The organism is Chitinophaga varians (assembly GCF_012641275.1).
Taxonomy (GTDB): Bacteria; Bacteroidota; Bacteroidia; order Chitinophagales; family Chitinophagaceae; genus Chitinophaga; species Chitinophaga varians_A.
Window position 1 is genome coordinate 1,939,842 of sequence record NZ_JABAIA010000002.1, and the last position, 15,517, is coordinate 1,955,358.

Here is a 15,517-nt window from a genome sequence, read left to right on the forward strand (position 1 = left end):
CAACTCTTTATGGCGAACATTTTATTACAAGCTTGGGTGGTATCAAAAAAGGGAAATGAATATTTCCTTCCGTATACGCATTGGGTATACCTGAAGGAGATTGTACAGTACTATGATCAGGTGGGTCTGCTTTCGCCGGTAAAACAGTATGCTGACGGAACAGATTCGGGGCTGGTCTCTATTGCCGATTTCACCAACGTGACCATTCACGAGCTGCCCTACTCCGATAGCTATAAGTCGGCCGTAAAACACTACGGCGCTTACAAAAAGGCTTACAGGGAACTTACAGGCTACGATGTGGTGTACCTGCGTTACCCCACCCCGTTGGGGTGGCTGAGCAAACGCTACCTGAAGCACAAAAAACGGATCGTGCATTTTGTCGGAGACCCGATTGATGCTGCCTGGGTGAATCCCAACTTCAGGTTACTTAAAAAACTCACGCTGATATCTTTCTTCCTGCCCGAGCATATGGCCTATATGTGGGCCTGTAAAGGCGCAAAGGTATTTACCAACGGTTATCATCTGCAACAGAAGCTGAGTAAATGGCGGATCAATGCAAAGGCCGTTATTTCAACAACGCTGAATAATAAAGATTTTTATGTAGATGAAGCCAGACGGATCCCCGCTGAAGGCCTGAAGTTGCTGTATGTGGGATATCTGCGCAAGGCAAAAGGCGTAGAAGTGGTTATCCGTGCATTTGAACAAGTGCTGCGCCGTTATCCCGACGCCACCCTTACCATAGCAGGCTCGGGTGAGTTTGAAAAAGAATTGAAGGCAATGGCGGCAGCAGCAGGAATGAACGGTAAAATAACCTTCCTGGGCCACGTGGATAACCGGGACACGCTTAACACGCTTTTCCGTACCCATCATATTTTCTGTTTCGCCAGTTTGTCTGAAGGCTCTCCCAGGGTCGTGCTGGAAGCAATGGCCAATGGAATTAATGTGCTTAGTACACCGGTAGGCTCATTGCCGTCCGTGTTTAAAGACGGGGTGGACATCACCTATGCCGGATTCAACGATGACCAGGGCTTTTTCAGGAAGATCTGTTATCTGGTGGAAAACCCTGAAGAAGCAAATGCTGTCAGGAACAGGGCGCAGGAAAAAGTAAGAGGATTTACTATCCAGCATTTTATCAAAAACATTTTTTCCTATGAAAGTTAAGCTGTCTATATTATATGCCTGGCTGGTGCGTACAGTCACTTTATTGTTGCCCAACATACCCGTGTTTATGCGTTTCAGAGGTTTTTTGTATTCCCTCATGATGAAACGTTGCGGCCGTAATTTTCAGGTAACCTCAACGGCTATCCTGAATTCTTTGTCTGGCCTTGCAGTGGGAAACGATGTGTATATAGCGCATAACTGTGTGCTGATTGGACTGGACATCGAAATTGGAGACAAGGTACTGGTAGGCCCCAACTGTATTATTTCGTCTGCTAACCATACTTTCCAGGATGGGGCGTACCGGTTTGGCAAATCAGCGCCCCGGGCCGCAAAAATAGGCAGCGGCTCCTGGATTGCCGGTAACTGTTCAGTGGTGGGCGGCGGCGTACTGCCTCCCATGTCTGTATTGGGAGCAGGTTCTGTGCTTAATAAACCATTTACGGAAATACGGGGCCTGTATGCAGGTGCGCCGGCAGTGCTTATAAAGAAATTACAATGAGGATTCTGTATATACATCAATATTTTACGTTACCTGCCGCTGCCGGCGGTACCCGCTCATATGACCTGTCAAAGCGTTTTACGCAGGCAGGCCATAAGGTAGTGGTCATTACCAGCAGTTCTTTTCTGAAAAGCATGCGCGAATTCCCGAAAGGCTGGACCGTAGTGGAGCATGAAGGGATAGAACTGCATGTGCTGCATGTGGAATACAGTAATAAAATGAGCTTTTCAAAACGGATATCCGCCTTTTTGAAATTTCTTGTATTTGCTTCCCTGCGCACATTCAAAGTCAAGGCAGATGTAGTGCTTGCCACATCTACCCCCATTACCGTGGCGGTTCCTGCCATTACGGCCCGTATCTTTAAACGGAGGCCTTTTATTTTCGAAGTAAGGGATGTATGGCCGGAGGTGCCGGTAGCGATGGGGATCATCAAAAATAAAATGGTGATACGCTTCCTGGAAGGATTTGAAAAATATATCTACCGCAAGTCTGCACATATTGTCGCTTTGTCTGATGATATGAAGGCCTCGGTACAACAACGCGTAAACATCGCGGACAAAAAATTGTCTGTCATTACCAATATTTCAGAAACAGAACGTTTTTCACGATATACCCGGTCAGAAGGAATGCTGGCGGGACTGCTGGGATATACCCCGCGTAAAGTGGTGCTGTACGCCGGTACTCTGGGGATGGTGAATGGACTGAAATACATGACGGACCTGGCCATTCATAGCTATAAGATAGACCCCTCCATTAAGTTCATCATTTTCGGGGACGGGATGGAGAAGGAAAAATTGATGCAATATGCCAGTGAGAAAGGGGTGTTGAATGAAAATATCTATTTTTTCGACCCGGTGCCCAAATCACAGCTGTCACAGTTGTACTACGAATGTACGGTGGCTTCGTCTTTTGTGATACCGGTCCCCCAGTTGTGGGCCAATTCGGCGAATAAATTTTTTGACTGCCTTGCTGCCGGCCGCCCGGTGGTGATCAATCATCGCGGCTGGCAGGCTGCTGTGATAGAACAGGAGAATGTCGGCTTTGTATTGAACTACGATATAAAGGATATCGCCGGGGAAGCGCAACGTTTTTGTACTTATATCAACGATGACCGGTTGCTGGAACAGCAGCGGGAAAACGCGGTGTCGCTGGCGAAGAAGTCCTATTCACTGGATATTGCCGCGGCTCACTACCTGAAAATATTAAATGATGTTGTATCGTAAACTGTTTAAGCCACTGATCGATTTTTTGCTGGCCTTGTCAGCCTTTATCATACTGTTGCCCGTTTTTTTTACGGTAATGCTTATACTCTGGATTTCAAACGGAGGAACGCCCTTTTTTACCCAGCTCCGCCCCGGACTGAATGGCCGCATTTTCCGGTTGATCAAGTTTAAGACGATGAATGATAAAAAAGCAGCGGATGGGACCCTGCTGCCGGATGAACAAAGGATGACAAAAATCGGCGGACTCATAAGAAGGACTTCGCTCGACGAGATCCCGCAACTGCTGAATGTTATTAAAGGAGATATGAGCCTGGTAGGACCAAGACCATTGCTGGTGGATTACCTGAGCCTGTATAATAAGGAACAGCTGAGAAGGCATGAGGTTAAACCGGGCATTACCGGATGGGCCCAGGTGAATGGCCGGAATGCGATCAGTTGGGAAAAGAAATTTGAATATGACGTATGGTATGCAGACCGCCTCTCTCTGCTATTGGATATAAAAATCATGTGGATGACCGTCGCAAAAGTATTTAAATCGGAAGGTATCAGCCAGAATGGGCACGTTACCGCGGAACGGTTTACCGGAACAGGCGATCGGCATCTTCGTACTGCTGAATAACCGGCAAAAGACCATTGAATTATTGAAAAACCAAAGAATATGAACGAAAAGATATGGTTGTCATCCCCGCATATGGGCGGACAGGAATTAGAATATGTGAAAGATGCCTTTCAGAGTAACTGGATCGCTCCCCTGGGGCCTAATGTTGACGGATTTGAAGAAGATTTGGCAAAATATACCGGTTCTCCGTTTGTGGCGGCATTGTCTGCAGGTACGGCAGCGCTTCATCTGGCGCTAATTTTGTTGGATGTAAAACAAGGGGATGAAGTATTATGCCAGAGCATGACATTTTCTGCATCTGCTAACCCGATCGCATATCAGGGCGCTACCCCGGTTTTTGTAGACAGCGAAAAAGAAACCTGGAACATGGACCCGGTGTTACTGGAAGAAGCCATTAAAGACCGCATGGCCAAAGGGAAGAAGCCAAAAGCCATTATACCGGTGCATCTGTATGGTATGCCCGCGAAAATGACTGAAATACTGGCTATAGCTGCCAAATATGAAATTCCCGTTATAGAAGATGCGGCGGAAGCGCTGGGATCTCTTTATCAGGGAAAAGCCTGCGGCACACTGGGAGAAACAGGTATCCTTAGTTTCAACGGTAATAAGATAATTACTACCAGTGGTGGAGGGGCGTTGATCGGCAGGAACGGGGACCAGATAAAAAAGGCCAGGTTCCTGGCTACACAGGCGAGGGACAACGCACCGCATTATGAACATACGCACATTGGCTACAACTACCGGATGAGTAACATTTGTGCGGGTATAGGACGGGGACAGATGCTCGTGTTGAATGACCGTGTGGAGCAACGCCGCAGGAATTTCGACTATTATGTAAAAGAACTGGCAGGTTTGCCGGGAATTACTTTTCTGCAGGAACCGGAAGGCAGTTTCAGCAACCGGTGGCTCACGACGGTCCTGGTCAACAAAGAAGCAACCGGCGGGATAAGCCGGGAAACGATCAGGCAGGCGCTGGAAAAAGAGAATATTGAATCAAGGCCGCTTTGGAAGCCCATGCATATACAACCTGTCTTCTCCGGTGCTCCGGCTTATGTGAATGGCGTTTCGGAAAAACTTTTTGATGACGGTCTTTGTTTACCCAGCGGCTCTAATCTTACAATACAGCAATTGGAAAGTATTGTTATAAATATTAAAAAGTTATGGGACTGAAAATTAATACCGCCCTTCTCCGTACGAAACGGCGAAGTTTTACACTGGCAGCATTGATGCTGTTATCTGGTTTAGGCTGTCTCTCGTCCAGTGCGCAGTTTCCGCCTTTTAAATACAACGAGGGCATAGCAGCCAAATATGCGAATAAACAGGATGCGGCTGCTTTCAGAAGCAAAGCCGCAGCTTTGTCCTCCGGTGCATTTGATCTCACCGGCGTGTTGCCGGCGGGATATGTAAAGGATGGCACCGTAGATTATACCAGCTATCTGCAAACGGGAATGGACCAGCATAAAACGGTGGTATTCCCTGATTTCCCAGTGTTGATCAACGACAAGGGGCTGACTGTCGGGAGCGGGGCCAATATCATTTTTAAGCCCGGTTCAAGGCTGTTGTTGCAGCCTACTTCAAAAGACACCTATGAAATGTTAAGGGTGCATAATGTGCAAAATGTAAACATATACTGTCCTGTGCTCGAAGGCGACCGTAAAGGCCATCAGGGAAGTACCGGACAATGGGGAATGGGTATTGCCATCCGGGCTTCAAAAAATGTAAATGTCTATGCTCCGCAGGTGTCCAATTGCTGGGGTGATGGTATTTATGTTGGCGGCCTTAAAGGCGTTACCAGTTCAGGTGTCAACATTTACAATGCGTGGCTCAATTTCAACAGGCGTAACGGGATGTCCATTTCTTCGGTGGACGGCCTGAAGCTGATAAAGCCGGTTATAGCCAACACCTATGGCCAGGCGCCGATGTGCGGTATTGATATTGAGCCAAACAATAATACCGATGTTGTCAATAATGTAATGATGGATAGCCCGGTGACGTTAAATAATGCAAAACATGGTATCAATATATCATTGTTCAGGCTCATCGGTTCCAGTCCGAAAGATGTTAATGTAACGATCCGCAATCACCAGGACGACGGCTCCGCCGTTGCCTTTGCGATGGGTGGATTAAAACCGCATTACGATGTGCCGCCTATACAGGGCACTATAGAGATCATTGACCCGGTGTGGAAGAATAACCAGGAGAGGGCTTTTCGAAGCTATAAACCCAACGGTTACGCACCTACTGTGAAATTCACCAAAGTTTCTGTTTTGAAAACCGACAGAGATGGCCGGGACAAACCGGATGCAGAGAAATTTATGCTGATGAAGAAAACGATCTCCAGTGAAAGTAAAATGAGCATACAGGACTAAATTCAATTGTGTTTCCTCTGCCTTGACTTAAAAGGCAGAGGTTTATTTTTATCATTCCCTTACCTGAATACGCTGCTTCAACGAAACCTGCAATGTTAAGTTTATAAGAATAACATTTTTATCTGTTTGGTATTCAAATGTTTTATTTATTTGTAATAAATATATGTTTGTTTGGTTTTTAACTAACAAAACAACTTACGAAAACAGGACGTTTTTAAGTGACGTGGTTACTATTATCTTATGAAAAAATTGCTATGTTGTCATAGCTGGAATGTTTATAGGGATGCCTTTTGCAGCAGTTTATCAATTCGCCGGTATCTCTCCCGGAAAACCTTGTTAATTGTTTTACTCTTCCTATGGGGCAAAACAGGGCAGGCTCAGGATATCACCCTGAAAAATCCTTCACTGGAAGGGGTACCTGGACAGGGAAAGGTTCCTGCGTCCTGGATTGTTGCCATGAATACACCTGATATTCAGCCGGGAATTTTTGACATTACTGTACCAGCATCTGACGGAAACACCTACATCGGCTTACACAGCGGGTCATTGTGGCCTGAAGCTATTGCACAGGAACTATCCCTCAAAGGAGGCCGCAGCTATACGGTTTCCATGGACCTGGCATTTACCGCCCTTTATGCATACCGGGCCTGTTATGGAAACATGGCCATTTACGCTGGGGATGCTCCGGGTGATTCTGCGGAATTGCTCTGGCGTTCGGGCCCGTTTTCTCATACCGACTGGAAACGATATACGGCTGTGTTTAATCCGTCAAAGGATTACAAATACATTTCGTTCTGGGCCGATGCCGGTATTCCCTGCGATAAAAGTGCCTATGGCTCTGTTGTATTGATAGACAATCTGTCTGCCTTCATCCGGGAGGTGCCGCAGGTGGTTATTTCCACTGTCCGCACCTGTAAAGGCGCTGCTACGGGGGAGGCTACCCTAAAGCTGCTGAGCAGTTCCGTGGGGAAGTGTTCCTACAAATGGGAGCCTGGCGGGCAAACCAGCAGCCATATTGAAGGCCTTGCTGCCGGCCGTTATGAGGTCACTGTTACGGCTCCTAATGGAACCAGCACCAAAGCGCAGGTCATGATCGAAGAAACTGACCTGAAAAATGAACTGGTCATCCGGCCATCTCCCTGCAACGGGGACAATCAAAACGAGATCACCTTAAATACCACCGGCGGTGTCCCGCCTTATCGCTATTATTTCAATGGTTCCCAGCACCCCGCCTATGTCGGGACATTTAAAGAACTGCGTCCCGGAAGCTACACCGTCATCGTAAAAGATGACCATGGCTGTGAGGATAAATTATCGCCGGTACAATTAAGGGAACCTGAACCATTGTTGGTAACAGCGGTAAATGTAAAGGCGCTGAGCTGCAGTGACACGAGAGATGGGCGTATCACCCTGGAAGTATCGGGAGGCGTTGTTCCTTATTCATTCAGCCTGCAGCCTGGCAGCTGGCAGGATAATAATCAATGGAGCCAGCTGGATGCCGGTCGTTATTATTTCGAAATAAAGGATAAGAATGGATGCCATACCAACGGAAATACGGAGGTGCCAAGAAATGACCGCACCTGTGCGGTATATGTCCCTACCGCTTTTAGCCCTAATGGCGACGGTGTCAATGACCTGTTCCGTGCCAGAGTGAACGATGACGTATCTGCATTCAGGATGACCGTTTATAACCGGTGGGGAGCTGTTGTATTTGACAGCACTAACCCCGAAGCCGGCTGGAACGGAGCACAGGAGCCCAACGGGACTTATGTGTGGGTACTTGTCTACACCGACAGTAAAAAGCAGGCGCGGAAACAAACTGGGCCACTGGTATTGATAAGATAACGCCTGCGCCTATAGGGTACGGTTCTTAAACGGATATTTATCCAGCATGGCCCGCAGCTTTTTGTTCCTGCTGATCTGTGTAATGGCATGAAGATGCCTTTCATGATGCAGGTCCGTGCCTATATAGTCGATCATGTCAAGCTCCATCAGTTTTTCTGCCGCCTGTTGAATATGTTTGCCGTAGTACCCTGCAAGGGAAAGCAGGTTGACCTGAAAAAGACAGCCCCATTGTTTGAACCGGTGATAGCTCTCGAAATCGCCGTGGCAATAGTTATAACGCTCCGGATGCGCCAGCAGCGGCAGGTAGCCTTGTGCTTCCAGCTCGAAGATCCAACGGTGCATCTGCGGCGGTGCAGACATGAACGATATTTCCACCAGCACAAGTTTACCCGTCAGTGTCAATAAAGGCCGCTGCATCAGCTCTTCGAACTGTTCATCCATAAAATACTCCGCGGCGTGATGAAACGGAATCGATATTCCCTTCGCCGCCAGTGCGGCAGATACCTCTCGGTAAGGGCCTGCCATCGTTTGTACGGAGTTGGGGTACCGGTCCATCATCACATGTGGAGTGGTAATTATTTTTTTGATGCCCATGTTATGGAGCTGCTCTATAAAATGCACGGAAGTATCGGTGTCGGGTACACCATCGTCAATACCGGGCAACAGATGTGAATGGATATCCGTTTCCATGAATGACAGCAGCTGTGCCAGCTGTTCGCTTTCCCTGGTTTTATTGCGGAATAAAAACATAATAGGTTTCCTCTAAAGAATATGGCAAAAAAAATCACAGAACTATATCATAATCAATGCCACAATTTCTTCCAGGAATTGCCGGTCTGTTTCATCAAAAGAGGAAAGCCTGTCGCTATCCACATCCAGCACACCTGCCACTTCACCTGCTTTCATCAGGGGAACTACAATTTCAGACCTGGAAAGACTGCTGCATGCAATATGCCCCGGGAAGGCTTCCACATCCGGTACAATAAGTGTGGCTGCCTGTGCCCAGCTGGTGCCGCAAACACCGCGTCCTTTACGGATACGGGTGCAGGCTACCGGCCCCTGAAAAGGCCCCAGTACCAGTTCTTCCCCTTTCACCAGGTAAAATCCTACCCAGAACCAGCCGAATTGTTCTTTCAATGCTGCCGCCACATTGGCCAGATTGGCCACCAGATCAGGCTCTCCGTCCAGCAGTCCCTTTATCTGCGGAATGAGCGATTGATATTGTGCGGTTTTATCTCCCTGAATGATCTGTAAGTCTTCTGCCATTTCTTTTTTGCTGCAAAGATACGGTAATCCGGCACTTAAAGGTGCCGGACGAAAAGGTGGTCACCGGACCTTCTTTTCCATGCCGTTTTCCTTTTCCATTCCGTGTCTGCCGCCTGCCGGGCGCACTGCTGACGTGTCGCCGCTTTGCGCCTGTTGAAGTGTAATTTTTTTTCACTTTTCCCGTTATTATTGTATATTTATTTGAAGTAACCATTATAGAGAACAGGGCTCATTTTTAGTAATTCGCGATCATTTCAGACAGCTAACAGCTTATTAAATTATCTTTGCTACACTATGAATCAACCTGAAGTAATACTAGTGACTGAATCCGATGAAGCTATAGGTACCATGGAAAAAATGGAGGCGCATCGCAGGGGCCTGTTGCACCGTGCGTTTTCCGTATTTATTTTAAATGATGCCGGAGATATTTTGTTACAACAACGGGCACTGGGCAAATACCATTCTCCCGGTCAGTGGACCAACGCCTGCTGTAGCCATCAGTTTCCCGGCGAATCTACATCGGATGCCGCTCACCGCAGGCTGATGGAAGAAATGGGTTTTGACTGCCCGCTGGAGGAAATTTTTGCTTTTACTTACAGAACAGCTTTTGCCAACGGCCTTATAGAGCATGAATTTGATCATGTGCTTATAGGTACTTACAATGGTGCGATTCACCCCGACAGCACGGAAGTAAATGATTACAGGTATATGTCTGCCACTCAGGTCCTGGCGTTGATGGAGCAGGAACCAGACCGCTTCACCAGCTGGTTCCATCTCGCATTGCCCAGGGTGCTGAAACATTTAAATGTATCCGTCACCACGACTGGTATGTGATCACCCTGTACTTTATCGTTACATCTCATTTGCTGTTAACCGAAATTAGCCAACTTTTTACTGTGCCAACAGGTATGGTGGGCTATTGATATGCCTGCCTGCCGCCGTTTTCCCTGATTCGCCTATGCCATTTCATAACCCTTAATAGTTAACTGCTAAATCCTCAGACACATGACAACGATCCAGTTTCCCCGGGTCCAGTATCCGTTTCCTTCCCGTTTGAATTCCCATGTGGCAGCCGCCCAGCAACATGTAGAAGACTGGGTGCATCATCATGGTTTATTGTCTACCGACAAAGCGAAGGCCCGCTTCGCCAAAGCCCGTTTTGCCTGGCTGGCGGCCCGTGCTTTCCCGGACGCAGGGCTGCACGAGCTCTGTATCATCGCAGATTTTAACACCTGGTTGTTTATCCTTGATGATCAGTGTGATGAGGCGGAAGCCGGTAAAAAATCAGGCTTTCTGCGCAGTGTCATGACCGGTTTCATGGACATCTTCCGTCATCCCGATCCCCGCACACCGGCCAACAACGCGCCGCTGCCGTCCGCGCTCATCAGCATCTGGGAACGGATGAAGGCCATCAGTTCACCGGAATGGCAGCAGCGCTTTATCCGCAGCATGGAAGATTATTTCAACTCCTGCCTCTGGGAAGCACAGAACCGCGAAAATCGTATAGTCCCCACCGTGGCCGACTATGTACGGATGCGCCCCTACACCGGCGCACTTCTCGCCGACGTGGAAGCGATAGATATCATTGAGAAAATATATTTGCCTGCAGATATGCTGCAGCATGCCCTGCTCAAACGCATGGTGCAAGCCTGCAATAACATCGTATGCTGGGCCAACGACCTCTTTTCTTTCCCGAAAGAACATAAGGCCGGCGACGTACATAACCTGGTACTGGTACTACAGCATGAACGCCAATGCTCCCTGCAGGAGGCGGTAGATGAAGCGGCCCGCATGCACAACGAGGAAGTGGCCATATTTGTGGTGCTGGAAAAGTTGCTGCCACTCAGCGGCAGTGAGAAAGATTACGAACTGCTGCGCTACGTGGCGGTACTGCGTTCCTGGATTACAGGCAACTTCGAATGGAGCCTGCACGATACCGGACGCTATAGCGCGATGATGAAAGAGTATGTCAACAGTTGAGAGAAAAATATTCAGCCATAGCCCCGGGCTTTAGCCCGGGGTTCCCTTACGCTTGTTCATATATTTCTCCAGCCGCTTGCCCAGCCACCAGAAGGAAACAGCCAGGATGGAGAAAAACAGGCCCTTATTGGTGCGGTCCCAGAGATATTCGAAATAACGGGTGTACAGGTCGAGCAAAAGAAAGACAACGCCGAGGTCGCGCAACAGATCATCTTTGAAGCGGATGCCCAATAAGAGGGTAAGGATACACTGCGCACTGAACACTGCCACCCACCATAACAGATGTACCTGTCGCAGTGCCTGCCATTCCTGCCAGGTGCCGCAATTGCCGAAAATGGAGATGAGCCAGCCGGAAAGCAGGAACAGCAGCCAGCCGCCGCCCCAGGTGATTTCTTTTGCCGGCAGGAATATGGCGGTGCGTTTCATCAGCCAGCCGGCGCCTGTCATTACGGCGCCCAGCAAGGCCATACGGCAGGGGAGGTTCATCCCCAGGAAATAAGGCGCATCACCGGTAACATAATAAGTCAGCTTCACATAGGCGGGTATCAGGCACAGCAGCGTGGCAATCCACAACAGCCGCGAATGCAGCGTCAGCGCTACAGCCGCGTACACCACCGTGGCCAGCAGCCAGAAAATGCCATAATTGCCGCCCAGGTAGTCCATGCTTTTGCCAAGGTACACTACGGTAACGCCTGTACTCAGAATCGGTAACAGCCAGAATAATTCACGGTTAAAAGAGAAGGCAGGCTGGTGTTTGTTGCGGCGCCATCCCTGGTAACAAAGGAACACGGTCAGCCCGGCAAACAAAAAAGCGATCACCCCGTCGGTCAGCGAAAATTTCTTCCGCAACACCTCGATCCACTTCTCGTCCAGCACCAGCGATCCAAATGCCATCAGGGCACAGGAAATGGCGGCAATAAAAATATACAGCGTGATTGTCTGCCAGTCATTGGTGCGTACACTGTAGCTTTTCTGCAGGTCTTCCGCCTGCGCGTCGCTGAGACGCCCTTCCTGCTGCCACTGCCGGATGACCCGGTGCAAAAACTGACCGTCTCTTTTATCTACTTCAATCATGGTTAACTGGGTTTATCGCCTACATGTACCAGGCGAAGGGTATTACGCTTTTTGATCTTCAGCCGGAAATGGTTGAAAAAGATCAACAGCGGGATCAGGCAAAAACTGAGATTTTGGATGGTTGTATTGTCCGGATAAATAAAATAGGCAAGTGCAAGGGCTGTAAACCCGAAGGCCATCGTCAGAAAACTGTATTTCAGCCGCTGGTACAGCAATTCTTTTTCGGTGTGAAGGCCTGCCACCGCCAATCCCGGCTTACGCTGGAAAATGTAATAGCTTATCCAGAACAGCCCCGCCAGACAGCCGGCCAGGTTAAACAGATAAATATATAACGGTAGCATGAAATGGTTTCCCATATGCATCATGGCGCCCGTGGAAAAAGGAAAGGTGACAATAAAAAACAGGAAAAAAAGATTGCGGTGGATCAGCCCATCGTCATAATGCTGTAAAAAACGGCACAGGTGCAGGTGCCATTTCCAGAAAGTCCCGATGAACAGAAAACTCATCGCGAAGGTGAAAAACTCCATCAGAAAGGGATTCAATACTTCCCGGTAACCGCCCGCAGGCAGGTGCGCCGGCATGGCCGGTAATTTGATTTCGATGATTAACAGCGTAATGGCAATGGCAAACACAGCATCGCTGAACAACACCGTCCGGTCCAGCTCAAACTCACGGTGTGCAGGTTTTGCTTCCTTTATAACTGACATAGACATAATAAAAACGTATGGCTTTTCGGCAATATACGAAAAGCTGAATAAAGCATCCTGCCACGGTTTTTTAATCTAACAGTTTCGTATATTCGGGGAGCAGCATTTCCTGTGCGACCGCCTCCGGTCAGATTCTTTTTTTGCGTTGCGGCCCTGTCAACCGCCGATCGCTGCTTTACAACCTTTTCTTTTTTCGTTTGTTAGGTATCTATCAATCATCATATACTTTCAATGTTATAAGTATGCGTTGTACCCTTATATTGATTTCTACTTTTTTGTTGTCAGGAATAAATACCACTTACGGGCAGATGGATACAACCAGGGGGAACTACGCCTTTAACCTGGCCGACTGCATACAATACGGGACCGCGCATCATCATGATATGGTCAATGCCAACCTGGACGTGGATTTTTCGAAGGAACAGGTAAAGGAAGCCACCGCAAAGCTGTTTCCCCATGCGGACATCAATGCTAACTTCACCGACAATCTGAAACTGGCCACCTCTCTGATACCCGATATCGCCAGCGGCAACTATGACAGGAAGATCCCCGTGCAGTTTGGCACCCGCTTCAGTTCCAATGCCACCGGCCAGGTGAACCAGACCGTCTTTCAAAGCGATTATTTCCTCGGACTGAAAGCTTCCCGCGTGTATCGCGGACTGGCCACCAAAACGCTGACACGTACGGAAATAGATACCAAAGTGGCCATCATCAAGGCCTACTACGCGGTGCTCACCAACCAGGAAAATATCCGCCTGTCGAAATCCAACCTCGACCAGCTGCGTAAAACCCTCACCGACACCAAAGCCCGCTACGATGCCGGCGTGTCCGAAAGGGTAGATGTGGACCGGATACAGGTGTCCTATAATAACGGCGTCACCCAGATAGAAAACCAGATCCGGGAACTCGTATATACGATGCAGTTATTGAAGTTCCAGATGGGCATGCCGCAGGAAAGCAACCTCGAACTCCGGGAAACCGTACAGGACCTCAATGTGGAGTCCTTTTCTGCCGATACGCTCAACTATAAAGTGGAAGACCGTATCGAATACAGCATTCAGAACACCCAGATAGCCCTGAATGAACTGAGCCTGAAAAGCAAGAAGATGGCCTATCTGCCTAAACTGAATTTTTTCGTCAATTATGGGGTCAACTGGTTCTCCACCCGTTTCGGCGACCTGTATAAAGAAGGTTTCGGGGCTTCTGCGCTGGGGCTCAATTTATCATGGTCCATTTTTACCGGCACGGAAAGGCTCCATCAGATCCAGGAAGAACGGATCACCCTGAAAAAATCACAAAATGATCTCGACTTCCTGTCACAACAGATCAAGCTGGAGGTAAAGAGCGCTAATACTGCCTACGAAAGCAATAAAGCCACGTTCGTTACACAGAAGACGAATATGGCCCTAACGCAGGGCATATACGACCGCATCGTGCTGAAGTTTGAACAGGGCGTGGCCACCAGCCTGGACGTGATCTCTGCGGAAAGTCAGCTTACACAGGCCCGGACAGACTACGTCAATGCCATGCTCAATACCCTGATCAGCAAAACAGACCTGGACAAGGCCACAGGCAGAATTAAATAATACAGCAACTCATACAACAATTATTAATTTTTTCTCCATATGCACCTGAAATCAAATTGGATCATAATCGTGGTTGCACTGCTGGGCACTGCCTGTGGCGGTGGAAAAAAACAACAGCAACAGGCGGCCATGATGGGCATGATGAAGGCAACCGTTGTAGCGCAGGAAGTAGTGCCGGCTTCCTATACCGTGCACTCACAATTCCCGGCCACGCTGACGGCGCATGATGAAGTGGCTATCCGCTCGGACGTGACCGGCTATCTCTCCGGTATCAAAGTAAAAGACGGAAGTATGGTGAAAAAAGGACAGCCACTATACGAGATCGATAAAAGCCGTTATGTGGCCGCTTACGGCCAGGTGGCTGCCACCCAGCAACAGGCCGAAGCTGACCTCGCCCAGAAAGAAAAGGATTATGAGCGGTATAAGACCCTGCTGGAGCATGACGCTATCTCCCGGCAGACAGTAGACCAGGCGTACACCGCCGTGATGACTTCCAAAGCTAACCTGGCGGCCGCCAAGGCAGCGGTGGCCCGCGCCGGCACGGACGTCAACCACGCTGTTATCCGTGCCCCTGTCAGCGGCAGCATCGGTATCGTACAGATCAAAGTTGGCGATATCGTCAACGCCGGCCAGACACTGATCAACACCCTCGTCAATGAACATCCCATCTTCGCCGACTTCGACGTGCCACAGGCCAGCATCCCGCAGTTCCTGCGCATCCAGAAAGGACAGGGCGATGAAAAATTCTTCCTGAAATTCACCAACGGCGAAACCTACGGGGAACAGGGAAAAATACAAGCCATCAATAATATCGTGGACCCGCAGACCGGTACTATCCGGGTGCGCCTGGTATTTGAAAATAAAGACAACCAGCTGAAGTCGGGCATGAGCGGCGTAGTGGTCATGCAGTACGCCACCCCCGCCACACAGGTGGCCATTCCTGCTAAAGCAATTGTAGAGACCCTCTCCGAAACTTCCGTGATGACGCTCACGAAAGACAACGTCGTACAGCCGGTGCATATCACGCCCGGCCCCGTCGCCGACACCATGCTGATCGTGGAAAGCGGCCTCAAGGCGGGCGACAGGATCATCGTGGAAGGCCTTCAGAAAGTAAGGCCCGGAGATACGGTGAATGTGGCCGGTCCGGGCACACCGGCAGCACCGCCGGCAGGTAAACATTAATTCCTA

The 15,517-nt window shown here is 49.0% G+C and carries 15 protein-coding genes; 11 read left to right on the forward strand and 4 right to left on the reverse strand.

All coding sequences use genetic code 11. The annotated features are described in order from the left end of the window. Positions 1 to 9: 9 nt before the first annotated feature. The 7 genes from HGH92_RS22635 to HGH92_RS22665 all read left to right on the forward strand — a co-directional run bounded on the left by HGH92_RS22635 (position 10) and on the right by HGH92_RS22665 (position 7,716). A complete protein-coding gene (locus tag HGH92_RS22635; RefSeq protein WP_168873011.1) occupies positions 10 to 1,161 on the forward strand; it encodes a glycosyltransferase family 4 protein in 1,152 nt (383 codons plus the stop codon). Beyond that, entirely contained in the window at positions 1,151 to 1,660 is a 510-nt protein-coding gene (locus HGH92_RS22640) for an acyltransferase (protein WP_168873012.1), read from the forward strand. Before HGH92_RS22635 ends, HGH92_RS22640 begins: the two co-directional genes overlap by 11 nt. Continuing rightward, positions 1,657 to 2,883: a glycosyltransferase family 4 protein gene (locus HGH92_RS22645; RefSeq protein ID WP_168873013.1), complete on the forward strand. Its 1,227-nt coding sequence runs from the start codon at positions 1,657 to 1,659 to the stop codon at positions 2,881 to 2,883. Before HGH92_RS22640 ends, HGH92_RS22645 begins: the two co-directional genes overlap by 4 nt. Next, positions 2,867 to 3,502: a sugar transferase gene (locus tag HGH92_RS22650; protein WP_317166438.1), complete on the forward strand. Its 636-nt coding sequence runs from the start codon at positions 2,867 to 2,869 to the stop codon at positions 3,500 to 3,502. The genes HGH92_RS22645 and HGH92_RS22650 overlap by 17 nt, the downstream gene beginning before the upstream one ends. A gap of 39 nt (positions 3,503 to 3,541) precedes the next feature. Then, positions 3,542 to 4,672, forward strand: coding sequence for a DegT/DnrJ/EryC1/StrS family aminotransferase (locus HGH92_RS22655; protein ID WP_168873014.1), 1,131 nt, complete (start codon positions 3,542 to 3,544; stop codon positions 4,670 to 4,672). Next, positions 4,663 to 5,871 carry a right-handed parallel beta-helix repeat-containing protein gene (locus HGH92_RS22660; protein ID WP_168873015.1) on the forward strand — a complete coding sequence of 403 codons (1,209 nt, stop codon included), beginning with the start codon at positions 4,663 to 4,665 and terminating at the stop codon, positions 5,869 to 5,871. The genes HGH92_RS22655 and HGH92_RS22660 overlap by 10 nt, the downstream gene beginning before the upstream one ends. 333 nt (positions 5,872 to 6,204) lie before the next feature. After that, on the forward strand, positions 6,205 to 7,716 hold the full coding sequence (locus tag HGH92_RS22665; RefSeq protein WP_168873016.1) for a gliding motility-associated C-terminal domain-containing protein: 1,512 nt from the start codon (positions 6,205 to 6,207) through the stop codon (positions 7,714 to 7,716). 9 nt (positions 7,717 to 7,725) lie between these two features. Here HGH92_RS22665 and HGH92_RS22670 read toward each other — a convergent pair whose 3' ends face one another. Then, positions 7,726 to 8,466 (reverse strand): tyrosine-protein phosphatase, encoded by a 741-nt coding sequence (locus tag HGH92_RS22670; RefSeq protein WP_168873017.1) that lies wholly within the window; start codon positions 8,464 to 8,466, stop codon positions 7,726 to 7,728. 42 nt (positions 8,467 to 8,508) lie between these two features. Next, complete coding sequence (locus tag HGH92_RS22675; protein WP_168873018.1) at positions 8,509 to 8,982, reverse strand: GAF domain-containing protein; 474 nt, start codon at positions 8,980 to 8,982, stop codon at positions 8,509 to 8,511. Positions 8,983 to 9,276: 294 nt separating this feature from the next. Here HGH92_RS22675 and idi point away from each other — a divergent pair, with 294 nt between their 5' ends. Beyond that, positions 9,277 to 9,816 (forward strand): isopentenyl-diphosphate Delta-isomerase, encoded by a 540-nt coding sequence (gene idi / locus HGH92_RS22680; RefSeq protein ID WP_168873019.1) that lies wholly within the window; start codon positions 9,277 to 9,279, stop codon positions 9,814 to 9,816. Positions 9,817 to 9,987: 171 nt separating this feature from the next. After that, positions 9,988 to 10,962: a terpene synthase family protein gene (locus tag HGH92_RS22685; protein ID WP_168873020.1), complete on the forward strand. Its 975-nt coding sequence runs from the start codon at positions 9,988 to 9,990 to the stop codon at positions 10,960 to 10,962. Positions 10,963 to 10,992: 30 nt separating this feature from the next. Here HGH92_RS22685 and HGH92_RS22690 read toward each other — a convergent pair whose 3' ends face one another. Continuing rightward, positions 10,993 to 12,036 (reverse strand): hypothetical protein, encoded by a 1,044-nt coding sequence (locus tag HGH92_RS22690; protein WP_168873021.1) that lies wholly within the window; start codon positions 12,034 to 12,036, stop codon positions 10,993 to 10,995. 2 nt (positions 12,037 to 12,038) lie between these two features. Then, positions 12,039 to 12,749 (reverse strand): TMEM175 family protein, encoded by a 711-nt coding sequence (locus tag HGH92_RS22695; protein WP_168873022.1) that lies wholly within the window; start codon positions 12,747 to 12,749, stop codon positions 12,039 to 12,041. Between the two features lie 302 nt (positions 12,750 to 13,051). Between HGH92_RS22695 and HGH92_RS22700 the strand changes: the two genes are divergently transcribed. Both HGH92_RS22700 and HGH92_RS22705 read left to right on the forward strand, forming a co-directional pair. Next, a complete protein-coding gene (locus HGH92_RS22700) occupies positions 13,052 to 14,329 on the forward strand; it encodes a TolC family protein (RefSeq protein ID WP_168873023.1) in 1,278 nt (425 codons plus the stop codon). Positions 14,330 to 14,398: 69 nt separating this feature from the next. Continuing rightward, positions 14,399 to 15,511 (forward strand): efflux RND transporter periplasmic adaptor subunit, encoded by a 1,113-nt coding sequence (locus HGH92_RS22705; RefSeq protein WP_168873024.1) that lies wholly within the window; start codon positions 14,399 to 14,401, stop codon positions 15,509 to 15,511. Positions 15,512 to 15,517 lie beyond the last annotated feature (6 nt).